The sequence below is a fragment of the Hydrogenophaga sp. genome, assembly GCF_011390835.1.
GTDB lineage: Bacteria > Pseudomonadota > Gammaproteobacteria > Burkholderiales > Burkholderiaceae_C > Hydrogenophaga.
Map to the genome: position 1 here is coordinate 1 of NZ_JAABRQ010000025.1, position 15,540 is coordinate 15,540.

Sequence of the window (15,540 nt, forward strand, 5' to 3'; positions counted from 1 at the left end):
CTCATGAAGCAAGGGATCGGCAATACTGGCGTGCCCGTGGCGTTTCCACACAGCCTCGGCCACTACCTGCCGTTGGCGAACGGCAGGTTCCGGGCAGTCCAATCAGCAGCGCCACCCACGCCTCGTTGGTGCGTCCTTGCGCGATGTCCAAATAGCTGTCAACAGTCTTCGACTTGACTGTTAACCGGTTAACAGGCAATATTTTTCATGTCGATCCAGTCGTTCGCCTGCTCCGACACGGAGAGTCTGTTCACCACAGGCAAGTGTCGCCGGTTCGTCAACATCAAGAGCGTAGCCGAGCGCAAATTGGCCCAGCTCGACGCAGCGCCTTCGGTGAGTTTCATGAAGGCCCCGCCAGGCAACGACCTGAAGGAATACGACGGTGCCTGGCATGTGCGAATCAACGACCAGTGGCGACTGACCTTCAAGTGGGGTGAGAGCGGACCCTATGACGTGCTCATTGAAGACCCACACTGACCCATGCCCGGCTGGCATTGAAATCCTGAACAGCAATGGAGTGCATCATGCTCAAGAACGGTATGCGTCCTGTCCACCCAGGTGAAATCTTGCTGGAGGACTACATCAAACCCATGGGCGTCAGCGTGCGCGCCGTGGCCATCGCCCTGCATGTGCCTTACTCGCGCCTGAGCGAAATCACCAAAGGCGAGCGCGGCGTTTCGGCTGACACGGCCCTGCGCTTGGAGCGCTACTTCGGCAGCGAGGCCAAGGGCTGGTTGAACCTTCAGGCAGCCTACGAGTTGCGAATGGCCGAGATCGAGAACGGCAAAGCGATCGCCAAAGAGATCCAGCCGTTTGCGCTGGTCGCCTGAGCCACGCCAGCAGGTTCACCTCGAGTGCCTGCAGCCGGCCAGGAGCTGACGGAGGCAACAGGCAGCTTTCCTGCCACTCATCGCCCGGGGATGGCCTGACGTCGTCGCGCCATCACCAAGAAACAGGTTCTAGAAGACTTTCGGTGCCGTCGACACAATCAGCACCTCAGCTTCGCTCCGCATCCTCCTTCGCCCCGAACGGGTAGGCGCCGCCGGGCGCGCCCTTGGGCGCGATCTCCAGCGACAGAATCATTGTCACCACCAGGGTCACGACCGTGAAACCGAGCGAGAACGCCACCGGGATCTTGTAGATGTCGATCAGCAGCAGCTTCGCGCCGATTAAGACCAGGATGATCGCCAGGCTGTAACCAAGAAGGTGGAAGCGCTCGTTCATATTGGCCAGCAGGAAGTACATCGCGCGCAGGCCCAGGATGGCGAACACGTTGGAGGTCAGCACAATTAACGGATCGGTCGTGATGGCGAAGATGGCCGGGATCGTGTCGACCGCGAACACGATGTCAACGATGCCGATGAGCAGGATCACCACCAGGAGCGGTATCGCCATCTTCACGCCGCATACGACGGTGAAGAACTTTCGCCGTCATAGTGCGGCGAAATCTTGAAGCGGCTGCGCACCCACTTTAGCGCCAGCGCTTGTCCAGATTGGGCGACTGGCCCAGGGCATTCGGTTCCGACACCAACTGGGCCTGCGTCACATCCGAGGGGCTGATCTGCGCAACGTCTTCTGTAGGTTGGTCGTCGGAACATGCAGTGACCAGAGGCACGCACAACGCGGCCGCGAGCGCACTCAACAGGGACTGGCTGGGCGTGCCCGCGCTGGCGGCGGTCATGACCGAACTGGAGTCAGCTCATCGACGGCGGATTCGGCCTCCGGCATGCGGCTGGCCAGCACCTTGTCAATGGTCTTGCCGTCCATGTCGATGATCTCGAAGTGCCAGCCCTCCCAGTTCACGGCGTCGGCCTCCTTGGGCAGGCGCCCGGTCAGCAGCATCATCATGCCGCTCAGGGTCTGGTACCTGCCGCGCTCTTCCTCCGGCACGGCACTGAGATTGAGGCGGTCCTTCAACTCGGGTACCGGGATGTGTCCGTCCAGCAGCCAGCTGCCGTCCCCGCGCTGTACGGCCCAGGAGGTCTGCGGGTCACGCGAGCGGAACTCACCCGTGATGGCCTCGACCAGGTCCTGCAGAGTGACCAAGCCCTGGACCTGGCCATACTCGTCGCTTACGAAGGCCATCTGCACGTGGGATTCTCGGAAGTTGTCCAGCAGTTCCATGCCGGTCAGGGTCTCGGGCACGTACAGCGGTGGTTCCAGTGGTTGGTCCTTGAGCTCGCGCGCACCGTCCCGCATGGCACGAGAGAGCCACTGGCGCGCGTTGATCACGCCCTTGAGCTCGTCCATGCTGCCTTGCACCACGGGAAAGCGCGCGTGGTCGCTCGCTTCGATGCGCGCCAGGTTGACCCCAAAGGGCAGTTCGGTATCCAGCACCACGATGTCGGCGCGGGGCACCATCAGCGATCCGATCAACCTGTCGTCCAGGCGAAACACATTGCGCACCATCGCGTGTTCGTGCGTCTCGATGACGCCGGCTGTCGTGCCCTCAGCCAGCATGGCGTAAATCTCCTCTTCGGTGACGGCGTTGCCACCGCTGTCCTTCACACCCAGCAAACGCAAGAGCGCATGGGTCGAGAGCGACAGCAGCTTCACGAAGGGCTTGGTGGCGATGGCCAACCAGTTGATGGGTCGCGCCACCAGGCGAGCGAGCATTTCGGGATGGGTCTGACCCAGCCGCTTGGGCACCAGCTCGCCCACCACGATCGAGAAATAGGTGATGACCACCACCACCAGGCCCGTGGCAGCGTAGCCGGCCCAAGTCTCGGGTACGCCGATGGACAGCAACCAGATGGCCAGCGGACCGGCCAAGGCGGCTTCACCGACGATGCCGTTGAGCACGCCGATGGAGGTGATGCCGATCTGGATGGTGGACAGGAACCGGGTCGGATCCTCGCCCAAGGTGATGGCAGCTGCTGCAGCGCGGTCGCCGGCATCGACCAGCTTCTGAAGCCGCGCCTTGCGTGCCGTCACGAGTGCAAGCTCGGACATGGCGAACGCGCCGTTGAGCAGGATGAGCGCAATGAGAATGGCAATTTCCATGAGGAACCGTCAGATTGAGAAAAGGGGGTGATCAGGGCATCACAGCGGTTGCAGGATGCCGGCCGAGAGCAGCGCCAGCACCAGCAGACCCAGCACGATGCGGTAGGCGACGAAGGGCAGGTAGCTGCGCGTGGAGACGTATTTCATGAAGGCGACGATGACGCCGTAACCGACGCCGAAAGCCACCACGGTGGCCAACAGCGTCGGCCCGGGCGCCACCGGGCTGCCCACCTCCGCGTTGCGCCACAGCTGGTAGAAGCCCGAGGCCAGCACCGCTGGCACGGCCAGCAGGAACGAGTAGCGTGCCGCGGCCTCGCGCGTGTAGCCCATCAGCAACCCGGCCGTGATGGTGCCGCCCGAGCGCGAGACGCCTGGGATCAGTGCGAGCGCCTGCGCCAGGCCGAACAGCAGGCCGTGGCGCCAACCCAGGTCCTTCAATGTGCGACGCTGCATGCCGAAGCGGTCAGCGGCCCAAAGCAGCAACGCGAATGCGATCAGCATCGCTGCCGTGATGTGGAGGTTGCGCAGCGAGGTTTCGATCGCGTCCTTGAACAGCAGGCCCAGCCCGGCGATCGGCAGCGTGCCGACCAGAATCAGCCAGCCCATGCGCGAATCGGCGTCGGAATGCACGCCGAAGCTGGCCAATGAGCGACGCCACGACCTGGCGATGGCAATCAGCTCGCGCCGGAAGTACAGCAGGACGGCGGCCTCGGTACCAATCTGCGTGATCGCCGTGAACGCGGCGCCCGGGTCGCCCCCCGATGGCAGCAGCGGGCCGACGATGCGCAGGTGCGCGCTCGACGAGACCGGGAGAAACTCGGTCAGCCCTTGCAGCAGCCCCAGGAAGGCGGCTTCGGCCCACGCAGATCCGCTCATGCGGCCTCTGCACGAGGCAGGCTGCTGACGGGGTCGTTCATTCGTCGCGGCTGCCGGCCACGCCCACGAAGACGGCGCCGGTACCGGCCAAGGTCGTCATGACTTGTCCGGCTCTGTTGACTGGCCCCAGCACGGAGCCGAGTAGGCGCGATAGCGTCACGCCCATGACCGACATAGACCCCACCAGGATGGGCACCACGGCGAGGGAAAGCAGCTAGCACACGGTTGCGTTCGCCGGCGCTGGAAATGCCCGCGTCGCTCGGGCCGTAGGGGTTGGTCTGGTTCAAGGGGTTCTTCGTTCGGGTGAAAGTCCGGGACGGGCTGGCAGGCGGCGCCGCAAGGGCGGCAGCGGGCCGCTGTCAAGGCGTCAAGTGGCGTGCGCGGGCACCAGCATCGCGGGATGCCGCACGGGCAAGAACCACTCTTGTCAGGTTGCTGAAGACGGCGCGAAGCGGTGCCTCAGCCCGCGAGGACGACGCAGCAGGGTGGACGCAAGGGCCCGGCGAGGAAGGGCGGTCTCGCTTCAGCGGCGGCCAGTGGGTATGGCCGTGCCATCACCATCAATTGGGCGCCCGGCCAAAGCGACGCAGGCAGCAACTCGGGTGTATCCAGTGGCGGATCGCTCTGGGCCTGAGTAGGCAGGTCGTCCAGGTGATGTTGCTCTATCGAGCCCTCAAGCGTCAGTGCCTCGCCGCCCTCCGTGTGGACGAAGGAAATTACCTGCTCTGGCGAGGACGTCGCAAGAAGTCGCGGCGCCTCGATGGTGCTGAGACCGGACCAGAGCAAAAGGAGGGAGAGTAAGAGGGCAATGACCCGAGGGGACATCGCTGGATTTTAGCTAGGAAGGGTTCTGCCGGTCCAGCGCATACAGACGGGGGTAGCCCGGTGGGGCTTGGAACTCAGGCCGTGGGACTTGTCCCGAGGTGGCCTTGTTCTGAGCGCGCAGCGTTGGGAGCGACTGCAGAGGTATAGCGCTTCAGAGTGCTGGGGACGAGGATCACCAACGGACGTGAAGGCCGATTGGACCCGGCTGGAGAGCGCGCTTGAATGACGGCTTCAGGGTCAGCATTCCGCCGTCTTGACCGGCAACTGAGGGTCGAGACGGGACCGTCAGGTGGACCCACTTTTCGCCAACAGCCAGCTAGATCCCGCGCGCCAGAAGTTGGCTTGCTGTGGTGTGCTATGGTGATCACGACCATGGCGCAACAGCTTTGGCGTGCCGGGAGTTCAGCCGCAACAACACGAGTTGAGATTCATGTGCACCGGCCTCAGGGCCAGGCGTGCTGCCTCATATCTGCCGCCATCTTCCTCAGATCCGGCTTGTAGATCTTGCCTACGTTGGTCAAGGGCATGGTGTCCAGGATCGTCACGCGCTTCGGTCTTGCCGGGGGCTCGTCCACCCGCTCGCTCACGAAGGTCAGCAGTTCGTCTTCCGTGGCCACGGCGCCGGGGATGAGGGTGGCGAAGACCACGGGCAGCTCGCCGGCGTAGGCGTCGGGCGCGCCGACGGCGGCGCAGAGTTGCACGGCGGGGTGGGCGGCCAGAGCGTCCTCGATGACTTTGGGGTCGATGTTGTGGCCGCTGCGGATGATGAGGTCTTTAGAGCGGCCGCTCAGGTGCAGGCGCTCCTGGTCGTCGATGTAGCCGAGATCGCCGGTGGCCAGCCAGCCGTCTGGCGTGAAGGCGTGCCGGTTGTCGGCCTCATCCAGAAAGCCTGAGAACAGGTTGGGGCTTTTGAACAGCACCATGCCGCTCTCGCCCGGCGGCAGCTCGCGGTTGCTGGCGCCGCCCTGTTCGTCAAGCGCCACGATGCGCCAATGCGTGTAGGGAAGGCGGATGCCGACGCAGCCGGGGGGCGAGGTCATGCCGGGCGGGGTGATGGTGGAGATGCCGGCCATCTCGGTCATGCCCAGGCTTTCGTGCACCTGGATGCCGATCAGCTGCTTGAGCTTGGTAGCGAGTTCGCCCGGCATGGGCGCGGCACCGGTGCGGCCGTAGCGCAGGCTGGAGAGGTCGGCATCGCCCACGGGCACGTTGGCCAGCGCGGCGAGCACGGTCGGTACGCCGGTGAGCACCGTGGCGCGGTGGGCTTCCACCAGCTTCCAGAAGTTCGCGATGACCGCCTTGTTGCGAAACAGCGCGGGCGTGGGGATGACGGTCTCGGCGCCGGCACTCAGCGAGGTGATCGAGCCCGGCAGCACACCGGCCACGTGGAACAGCGGATAGCCGTTGATGGCCACATCGTCCACGCGCACGCCCTGCAGCTGCACGCAGGCCCAGGCGGTGAAGACCTGGGCCCCATGGCTGTGGCGCGCGAGCTTGGGTGCGCCGGTGGTGCCGCCGGTGTGGAAGTAGGCGGCGATGTCGGTGGGCGCGATCTGGCGGCGGCTGACCAGGCGGTCGTCTGGCTCGGCCGCGATGAGGGCATGGAAGTCGGCGCAGCCGGCAGGCAGCGGGGTGGGCTGGGTGACATCGTGCGGCGTCACGCGCAGCACAGTGCGCAGCGTGGGCACCAGACCCCGCACGCGCTGGGCCTTGGTCCACAGGCCATGATCGCCCTCGGCGATGTCGTCACCCCAGGCGATGAGCACCCGGGCTTGCGCCGCGTTCATCAGCGAGGCGAGTTTTTCGTCGCTCAGCAGCGGGTTGAGCGGCTGCGCGATGCCAGCGGCCGCGCCGCCCCACAGGGCCAGGTGGTACTCCAGGCAGCCGGGCAGCAGCGCCGCCACAGCGTCGCCGGGCTGCATGCCCAGGCGGTGCAAGGCATTGGCGGTCTGGTGAACGCGTGCGAGCAGTTCCGAATACGACCAGCGCACCGCTGGCGCACCCGGCTCGGCCGAGGGCAGGAAGGTGAGGGCGGTCTTGTCGCCGAAGGCGTGCGCGCTGTTGCGGATCAGCTCATACGTGCTGCTCGGGCGGATGGCTTCGGCCAGCGGCGTAGCTTCGAGCGCGCGCACATCGGCGGGCGTGCGAACCGGGCGCACCGGTGCGAACGGGGCATGCCACGCGGGCGCTTCGGTAGGGGGGCCGTCAGCAGACGGCGGCGTCGGGTGAGGTGTGGTCATGGGCGTTCCAGAAGGAAGGCCCATTGTGGTCTGCGTCTGTTTGAGGCGCAGTCACCTCGGAACGTTCAGGCGCGGGGCTGGCGTGCGACCGGCGCGGCGCAAAGGCGGGGCTGGCTTGAGAAACGGTAGCGCAGGCGGGTCAGGAAGGCAAACACGGTGTACATGAACGGAAATGCCGGGGATCGGCTTCAACAACAGAAGACCCTAGGGTAAGGGTTAACCCTAGGGTTTCAAGGCGTGTGCCCGAAATACCCATGCTGTCTGTGCATGAGGCGATGCACCCAGAAAAGCAGAAAGGAGCCCGAAGGCTCCATTCTGTTATGCGGGCAAGACCGGTTCAGATCGAGTCGATGAAGCTGCGCAGCTTGTCGGAACGGCTGGGGTGCTTGAGCTTGCGCACCGCCTTGCTTTCGATCTGGCGGATGCGCTCGCGCGTCACGTCAAACTGCTTGCCCACTTCTTCCAGCGTGTGGTCGGTGGACATTTCGATGCCGAAGCGCATGCGCAGCACCTTGGCTTCGCGCGGGGTGAGGCTGTCGAGGATGTCCTTGACCACCTCGCGCAGCCCGGCCTGCATCGCGGCCTCGATGGGCGCGGTGTTGGCCTGGTCTTCGATGAAGTCGCCCAGGTGCGAGTCGTCATCGTCGCCGATCGGGGTTTCCATCGAGATCGGCTCTTTCGCGATCTTCATGATCTTGCGGATCTTGTCCTCGGGCATCTCCATCTTTTCGGCCAGGATGGACGCATCGGGCTCAAAACCATGCTCTTGCAGGTGCTGGCGGCTGATGCGGTTCATCTTGTTGATGGTCTCGATCATGTGCACCGGGATGCGGATGGTGCGCGCCTGGTCGGCGATCGAGCGGGTGATGGCCTGGCGAATCCACCAGGTGGCGTAGGTCGAAAACTTGTAACCGCGGCGGTATTCGAACTTGTCCACCGCCTTCATCAGCCCGATATTGCCTTCCTGGATCAGGTCCAGGAACTGCAGACCGCGGTTGGTGTACTTCTTGGCGATGGAGATCACGAGACGCAGGTTGGCCTCGATCATTTCCTTCTTGGCGTCGCGCGAGGTGGACTCGCCCCAGTTCATCCGCTTGTGGATGTCTTTCAGGTGCGCCAGCGGCACGACCACGCTGCTCTGGATGTTCATCAGACCTTGCTGCAGTTCCTGCACCGGCGGGATGTTGCGCTCCATCACCACGCTCCAGGACTTGCCCGCTGCCGCCTGCTTCTCCACCCACTTGAGGTTGAGGAGGTTGGTCGGGAAGTCGGCGATGAATTTTTCCTGCGGCATGCCGCACTTGTCCACGATGATGCGGCGCAGCTCGCGCTCTTTCTTGCGCACCTCGTCCACCTGCGCGCGCATGGTGCCGCAGAGCTTCTCGATCGTCTTGGCGGTGAAGCGGATCGACATCAGCGTTTCGGTGATGGCCTTCTGCGTCTTGACGTAGGTGGGCGTGCCGTAGCCTTCTTTGTCGTAGGTCTTGTGCAGCTTCTCGAACTGGCTACGCAAGGTATCGAAACGATCCAGTGCTTCGCGCTTGAGTTCTTCGAGCTTGCGCGTGAGTGCCTTGGAGCCACCCTTGCCGTCGTCGTCGTCTTCTTCGTCGTATTCGTCGAAGTCCTCTTCGGCCACGTAGTCGTCGGCCTCGTCGGCGTCGGCGAAACCGTCGACTACGGTGGAGATCACCACCTTGCCTTCGCGGATCTCTTCGGACAGAGCGAGCACTTCGGCGATAGTGGCCGGGCTCTCGCTGATAGCGGCCATCATGTCGTGCAGGCCACCCTCGATGCGCTTGGCGATCTCGATCTCGCCCTCACGCGTGAGCAGCTCGACCGTGCCCATCTCGCGCATGTACATGCGCACCGGGTCGGTGGTGCGGCCAAATTCGCTGTCCACCGTGGACAGTGCGGCTTCTGCTTCTTCTTCTGCTTCTTCTTCGGTCGCGGCCGACGGGCCGGTGTTGTTCAGCAGCAGGGTTTCGGCGTCGGGCGTCTGTTCGTAGACGGCCACGCCCATGTCGTTGAGCAATGACACCACCACTTCCAACGTCTCGGCCTCGACCAGCTTGTCGGGCAGGTGGTCGTTGATTTCGCCGTGAGTCAGGTAGCCGCGGGTCTTGCCGAGCTTGATCAGCGCCTTGAGGTGATCGCGGCGGTTCTTGGTTTCTTCTTCGGACAGGACAGAGTCGTCCAGACCAAATTCCTTCATCAGCGCGCGCTCTTTGGCCTTGCTGATCTTCATGCGCAACGGCTTGACCTTTTCCACCACCTGGGTGGTGTCGGTGCTAGCTTCTTCCGGCTCGCCCTCGAGATCAGATTCGATGTCGGACAGGTCGGTGTCGTCCATGTCCCGGCCAGATTTGGCGGACGAGCTGCTGGCCTTGGGCTTGCGGCCGCGCTTGGCTGGCGCCTTTGCGGCTGTGCCATCAGCCTTGGCTGGGCGGCCAGCGGCCTTTTTGATGGGCGCAGCGATGGTCAACGCGAGCAGGCCGGCTTCGGCATCAGCGGCGACTTTGCGGGCGGCGGCGGTGGCCTTGGGATCGGCCTTGGCCGCGGTCTTGGCGGGGGCTTTCGCCGCAGGCTTGGCCACGACTTTGGAAACAGGAGAGGCAGACTTCACAACAGGAGCTTTCTTCGGTGGCGCAACCTTGGCTGGTGCTTTGGGAGCTGCCGCCTTGGGCGGGGCTTTCTGTGCGGGTTTTGTGCGGGACACGGCAGGCGTACTGGACTTCTTCGCAGGCATGAGTACCTCAAATAAAACGTCGGGAATGGAACCGGCAGATCACACAAACATCGCCAGACAGCCCCGTTCAAGCGGGCAGTCCCGGTGATTTTGTCGAGCACCACACCTGCCTTTCGCCGGAAAGGGCAGGTCTGCAAGCTGGGTGGGCGAACATTTGGTGTGCAGCCCTTGCGGGGTTCCGTCAGGACCGCTGTGGTCGCTGAAGTGGCCAGGAAAAGATCCCGTGTCGCCCCTGTGCTGGGGTCAGGCCGTGTCCGGAGGTGCTGCTGTCGCGCTTGCGGTGCAAAACCTTGGATTATACCGGCTGGACCGCTTTCAGGGCTTTGATGCGCTGGTTGATGTCTTGCAGGCGCCGCAGTGCCGCCGGGTCGTGGGCGGCCCGTTCGCTGAGGGTCTGGCTCTGGCGCTGGAGGTGGTCGATCCGCAGCTGGTTCATGACTCCTGCCAGTTCGCTGAGCTCGGCATCGTTGTCGGTATCGGCCGCGCCGAGCAGCACGGCATCGACCTGGGTGCAAATGAAGGTCTCGCTCTCGTGACCCCGCAGCGCCTCGCGCAGCGCCGCCCAGGACTGAGGCCCATGTTCGTTCAGCTGGGACTCCAGCCAGGCAAAGGCGCTCGCGTGGGATTCGCTGAGTTGCGACAGCATTGCGTGATCGTCAGCCGACAGGCTATCCCAGGCCCGGGCATTGACCATCAACAGGCCCATGGCACGGTCGGCCCGGCTGGCCACACCCCGGCGCGCGCCGCTGGTCCGGCTGCTACGTCGGGCCGCGCCGGTGTTTGCGCCATAGGTACTGCGCTGACCGCCCAGCCGGTTCTCGCCGGCTGGGTCCCGCGAGCGCGGGGCATCGGCTGCACGTCCGCGGCCGGTGGGCTGTTGCCAGAGTTGCAGTAGGTCTTGGCTGTCCAGCGCAATGCCGTCGGCCAGATCGCCGATCAGCTGGCGCTTCAGGGCACCGTCGGGCAGGGCGGTCCAGAGTGGGCGCGCTTGGCTGGCCATGCGGGCCCGGCCCTCTGCTGTGGCCAGGTCGCAGTCGGCGGCGGCGGCATCGATCAGAAAGCGCGACAGCGGCACCGCTTCCTTGACGGCCTGGGCGAAGGCGTCCGTGCCGTTGGCGCGGATGAAGCTGTCGGGGTCGTGCTCGGCGGGCAAAAAAAGAAACTTCACGCTGCGCGTGTCGGTGGCCAGGGGCAGGGCGGCGTCCAGCGCCTTGCGTGCGGCGCGCCGGCCCGCGCCGTCGCCGTCGAAGCTGAACACCACCGAGTCGGTGAAGCGGAAGAGTTTTTGCACATGCTCGGGCGTGCAGGCCGTGCCCAGCGTGGCCACGGCGTTGGCAAAGCCGAGCTGGGCCAGGGCCACCACGTCCATGTAGCCCTCCGTCACCAGCGCGTAGCCCGCGACCCGGATGGGGGTGCGCGCCTCGAACAGGCCGTAGAGTTCGCGGCCCTTGCTGAACACGGGCGTCTCGGGCGAGTTGAGGTATTTGGGTTCGCCCTTGTCGAGCACCCGCCCGCCAAAGCCGATGCACTCGCCCTTGACGTTGCGGATCGGGAACATGATGCGGTCGCGGAAGCGGTCGTAGCGCTTGGTCTCGCCATCCGCGCCTTTCTCCTCGGTGTGCTCGATCACCAGACCCGATTCGACCAGCAGCGGGTCGGCGTAGTCTGGGAACACGCTGGCCAGGCTGCGCCAGCCCTCGGGCGCATAGCCCAGGCCAAAGGTCTTGGCGACCTCGCCTGACAGTCCGCGGCCCTTGAGGTAGCTGACCGCGCGCGGGGTCACTTTGAGCTGCTGGATGTAGGCGTGAGCTGCCTTGTCGAGCACGCTGTTGAGGGTTGCCTGCTTCTGGCGTTGCTGGGCGGCGCGCTCGCGGTCCTGCGGAGAAGCCTCGTCTTCCGGGATCTGCATGCCTGTCTGCTGGGCCAGGTCTTTCACCGCCTCGATGAAGCTCATGCCAGCGTGCTCCATCAGGAATCCAATGGCGTTGCCGTTGGCTCCACAGCCGAAGCAATGGTAGAACTGCTTGGTAGGGCTGACGCTGAAAGAAGGCGACTTTTCACCATGGAAAGGGCACAGACCCATCAGGTTGGCGCCGCCTTTCTTGAGCTGCACATAGCGGCCGACCACGTCGACCACGTCAACGCGGTTGAGGAGTTCCTGGATGAAGGTCTGGGGGATGGCCACAGGAGTATTCTCGCGCACGGGCCCCCAAGCAAAGGAGACAACACCATGACCAGCATCTACGATCAGGACCTGCCCCGCGGGGAGGCCAACTACGCGCCGATTTCCCCGCTGTCGTTCATCGAGCGCAGTGCCGAGGTGTATCCGGACCGCCTGGCCATCGTGCACGGCGAATTCCGCCAGACCTGGGGCCAGGCCTACGAGCGCTGCCGGCGACTGGCCAGCGCCCTGCAAAAGGCCGGCATCGGCAAGAACGATACGGTGGCGGTGATGCTGCCCAACACGCCGCCGATGGTGGAGGCGCATTTTGGTGTGCCCATGGCCGGCGCGGTACTCAACGCGCTCAACACCCGGCTCGACGCAGAAACCCTTGCTTTCATGCTCGACCACGGCGAAGCAAAGCTCGTGATCGTGGACCCGGAATTTGCATCCACCATGCAGCAGGCGCTGGCCCTGCGCAAAGGCACTGCACCCATGCTGGTGATCGATGTCGAAGATGCCCTTTTCGAGGGGAACCACCACCGCATCGGCAGCAGCACCTACGAAGCCTTTTTGTCCACCGGAGACCCTGACTTCGCCTGGAAACTGCCGGCCGACGAGTGGGATGCGATCGCGCTCAACTACACCAGCGGTACCACCGGCAATCCCAAGGGCGTGGTCTACCACCATCGCGGCGCGGCCATGAATGCGATCAGCAATGTGCTGGAGTGGGACATGCCCAAGCACGCGGTCTACCTCTGGACACTGCCTATGTTCCATTGCAACGGCTGGTGCTTCCCCTGGACGGTGGCGGCACGCGCCGGGGTGAACGTGTGCCTGCGCAAGGTCGAGGCACAGGCGATCTTCGATGCGATGCGTGAGCACGGTGTTAGCCACTACTGCGGCGCTCCCATCGTGCACGGCCTGCTGGTGAACAGCCCGGCCGATATGAAGGCGGGCATCCCGGCTGGTGTGAAGGCCATGGTGGCCGGCGCCGCACCACCGGCGTCGATGATCGAGGGCATGGAGGAAATGGGCTTCGATCTGACCCATGTGTACGGGTTGACCGAGGTCTATGGGCCGGCCACCGTCTGCGCTAAACACGCGGCCTGGGATGAGCTCGACATCGGCGAGCGCGCGCGGCTCAACGCGCGCCAGGGCGTGCGCTATCACCTGGAGCGCGATGTGCGCGTGCTCGATCCCGCGACGATGTTGCCGGTGCCGCAGGACGGCGAAACCATGGGCGAGATCATGTTCAAGGGCAATATCGCCATGAAGGGTTATCTCAAGAACCCCAAGGCGACGCAAGAAGCCTTCGCTGGCGGCTGGTTCCACAGCGGCGACCTCGCGGTGCAGTACCCCGACGGCTACTTCAAGATCAAGGACCGCAGCAAGGACATCATCATTTCGGGCGGCGAAAACATCTCCAGCATCGAGGTGGAAGACGTGCTGTACCGCCACCCGGCGGTACTTGCCGCCGCGGTGGTGGCGAAACCCGATGCGAAATGGGGCGAGACGCCATGCGCCTTTGTTGAACTTAAAGCGGGTGCCCAGGTCACGCCCGAAGACATCGTGGCGCACTGCAAACACCACCTGGCCGGCTTCAAGGTGCCCCGCGCGGTGGTGTTCGGCGAGCTGCCCAAGACCAGCACCGGCAAGATTCAGAAGTTTGAACTTCGCAAGTTGGCCGGATCCGCCCAAGCCATCGCGGTCTGAGCCCAGGCCAGGTCAGTCGCCCGCCACGATGCCCTCGCGGCGCGGGTCTGCGCCCCCCAGCCAAACCGGTCGGCCGTTGAGGGTGCCCCGTTGCAGCGCCTGCAGGCCACTGGTGAGAGCTGTTTCATTCACGGTGTGACCCAACGCCTGCAGGGCCTGCAGGGTATCAGTCGGAAAGCGCTTCTCTTCCAGCAACAGTGGCCCACCGGTGGTGGCGACGTTGGGCAGGTCGATCGCCGCTTGCGGGCTCAGGCCCCACTGCAGCGTGCCGAGCAAGGTCTTGGCGGTGAAATGGATGATGAACGCACCACCGGGGCTGCCCGCGCTCATGAGCAACTCGCCGCTGGTGTCGTCGAACACCAGCGTGGGGGACATGGAAGAGCGCGGGCGTTTGCCCGGCTCGACCCGGTTGGCCACCGGCTTGCCCAGCGCATCGGTGGGCGAAAAGCTGAAATCGGTCAATTCGTTGTTGAGCAGGAATCCACCGGAGCGCCCCGCATTGGTATTCACCATCAGTCGTGAACCAAAGCCCGACTCGATGGTGGTCGTCATGGCCAAGGTGTTGCCGAACGCGTCGGCGATGCTGATGTGGCTGGTGCCGTACTCGGGCTGATCTGACATGGGTGCCCAACTGCTTACCGCTCCCCCCGGCTGACCGGCAGGCGCTTGCGGCATGCGAGTCGGGGTGATGAGGCGGGCGCGCTGGTCGAGGTAAGCCGGTGCCAGCAGGCTGGTCCAGCGGCCGGCGGGAGCAGGCACGAAGTCGGGATCGGCAATGTACAGGGCCCGGTCAGCGAAAGCCAGCCGCGAGGCCTCGGTGTAGCGGTGTAGCCAGCCGGGTCCTGGCAGTCCGTTTGTCAGCGGTGAATCGCCTTGCGGTGTCCGCGCGAGCAGCCCCAGGATTTGCCCGATGGAGATGGCGCCCGAGCTCGGTGGCGGGAAGCCGCAGAGGCGCAGGTCGCGCTGGCTTGCCCGCCACACATGACACAGCGGCTCGCGTTCGCGCGGCTGGTAGAGCTCGAGATCGTCCAGCGTCATGTCGCCGGGGTTGTCCGGGTGCTGCCGGACCTTGTCGACCATTGCCTGCGCCACCGGCCCTCGGCTGAGCGCGGCTGGTCCTTGCACAGCGATCTGCCGCAGCACGGCGGCGAGCTCCGGATTCTTAAGCATATGACCGACGGGGTGCGGCCGGCCGTCGGTGCGGTAGAAGTACGCAGCGGCGACCGGATCGGCCTTGAGGCTGGTGTCGGCAGCGAGCAGAGTGTGCAGCCGCGGACTCACCGGAAAGCCATGTTCGGACAGCTGAATCGCTGGCACCAACAGCCGCGACCAGGGCAGCTTGCCGTGCTGTCTATGGGCCATGGCCAGCATGGCGACCGTACCCGGCACACCCACCGATAGACCGCCCACCACCGCTTTCGGGAACGACAGGGGCTTGCCGGTGTCGTCGAGGAAGAGCCGTTCGTTGGCGGCTGAGGGGGCGGTTTCGCGGCCATCAAAGGCCTGCACACGCTGGCCATCGTGGTGCATCAGGAATGCGCCACCTCCGATGCCGCTGGACTGCGGCTCGACCAGCGTGAGCACCATCTGCACGGCCACTGCCGCATCCACTGCGCTGCCGCCATCGCGCAGCACGGAGAGGCCCACCTCGGCGGCCAGCGGATTGGCCGCCGCCACGGCCTGGCGCAGAAACATCCAGCCGGGTTTGGCCGTGATGGCGGAAGCTTGTTCGGGCTGTGCCGGGGGTGCGGCCTGGCCGGTCACCCGGCCGTGGCCCACCGGGCCAGCACAGGAGGCCATGATGGCGCACAGCGCGCCGACCAGCAGAAAACGGATGGGTCCTAACGTGCGATCTTTCATGGAATGTTTGAGTGTTGGCCGATCCTGAGGCCGCCGCCTGCTTCTCGTCAACCGCTGACGAGGGTTTGTGCGCTATCGTCACTATATTGTCATGGGGCGCCGCAAGGAAGGCG

12 protein-coding genes are annotated in these 15,540 nt (G+C 64.8%); 3 read left to right on the forward strand and 9 right to left on the reverse strand.

The genetic code is table 11. The features are described 5' to 3' along the window. Nucleotides 1–207 precede the first annotated feature (207 nt). Together GPT34_RS14085 and GPT34_RS14090 are read left to right on the forward strand one after the other, a co-directional pair. The gene (locus GPT34_RS14085; protein WP_291013663.1) at nt 208–477 is read left to right on the forward strand and encodes a type II toxin-antitoxin system RelE/ParE family toxin; all 270 of its coding nucleotides are present in this window, start codon (nt 208–210) and stop codon (nt 475–477) included. Between the two features lie 47 nt (nt 478–524). Next, complete coding sequence (locus GPT34_RS14090; RefSeq protein WP_291013666.1) at nt 525–830, forward strand: HigA family addiction module antitoxin; 306 nt, start codon at nt 525–527, stop codon at nt 828–830. 166 nt (nt 831–996) lie between these two features. Here the strand turns inward: GPT34_RS14090 and GPT34_RS14095 are convergent, their stop codons facing one another. From GPT34_RS14095 to dnaG, 8 genes are all read right to left on the reverse strand, one after another. Beyond that, the gene (locus GPT34_RS14095) at nt 997–1,374 is read right to left on the reverse strand and encodes a hypothetical protein (protein ID WP_363356947.1); all 378 of its coding nucleotides are present in this window, start codon (nt 1,372–1,374) and stop codon (nt 997–999) included. 97 nt (nt 1,375–1,471) lie between these two features. Further along, nucleotides 1,472–1,681: a hypothetical protein gene (locus GPT34_RS14100; protein WP_291013800.1), complete on the reverse strand. Its 210-nt coding sequence runs from the start codon at nt 1,679–1,681 to the stop codon at nt 1,472–1,474. Next, the gene (locus tag GPT34_RS14105; protein WP_291013669.1) at nt 1,678–3,003 is read right to left on the reverse strand and encodes a hemolysin family protein; all 1,326 of its coding nucleotides are present in this window, start codon (nt 3,001–3,003) and stop codon (nt 1,678–1,680) included. The genes GPT34_RS14100 and GPT34_RS14105 overlap by 4 nt, the downstream gene beginning before the upstream one ends. A 39-nt stretch (nt 3,004–3,042) precedes the next feature. Beyond that, a complete protein-coding gene (locus GPT34_RS14110; RefSeq protein ID WP_291013672.1) occupies nt 3,043–3,879 on the reverse strand; it encodes an undecaprenyl-diphosphate phosphatase in 837 nt (278 codons plus the stop codon). Nucleotides 3,880–3,916: 37 nt separating this feature from the next. After that, nucleotides 3,917–4,075 carry a hypothetical protein gene (locus tag GPT34_RS14115; protein WP_291013675.1) on the reverse strand — a complete coding sequence of 53 codons (159 nt, stop codon included), beginning with the start codon at nt 4,073–4,075 and terminating at the stop codon, nt 3,917–3,919. 1,072 nt (nt 4,076–5,147) lie between these two features. Further along, nucleotides 5,148–6,944 (reverse strand): acyl-CoA synthetase, encoded by a 1,797-nt coding sequence (locus tag GPT34_RS14120; RefSeq protein WP_291013677.1) that lies wholly within the window; start codon nt 6,942–6,944, stop codon nt 5,148–5,150. Between the two features lie 337 nt (nt 6,945–7,281). Then, entirely contained in the window at nt 7,282–9,690 is a 2,409-nt protein-coding gene (gene rpoD, locus GPT34_RS14125) for an RNA polymerase sigma factor RpoD (RefSeq protein WP_291013681.1), read from the reverse strand. Between the two features lie 295 nt (nt 9,691–9,985). Next, nucleotides 9,986–11,875 (reverse strand): DNA primase, encoded by a 1,890-nt coding sequence (gene dnaG / locus GPT34_RS14130; protein ID WP_291013683.1) that lies wholly within the window; start codon nt 11,873–11,875, stop codon nt 9,986–9,988. A 45-nt stretch (nt 11,876–11,920) separates the two neighbouring features. Between dnaG and GPT34_RS14135 the strand changes: the two genes are divergently transcribed. Further along, a complete protein-coding gene (locus tag GPT34_RS14135; RefSeq protein ID WP_291013685.1) occupies nt 11,921–13,567 on the forward strand; it encodes an acyl-CoA synthetase in 1,647 nt (548 codons plus the stop codon). Nucleotides 13,568–13,579: 12 nt separating this feature from the next. On the opposite strand, the gene GPT34_RS14140 is transcribed toward GPT34_RS14135, so the two are convergent. Beyond that, nucleotides 13,580–15,367 carry a gamma-glutamyltransferase family protein gene (locus tag GPT34_RS14140; RefSeq protein WP_291013791.1) on the reverse strand — a complete coding sequence of 596 codons (1,788 nt, stop codon included), beginning with the start codon at nt 15,365–15,367 and terminating at the stop codon, nt 13,580–13,582. Nucleotides 15,368–15,540 lie beyond the last annotated feature (173 nt).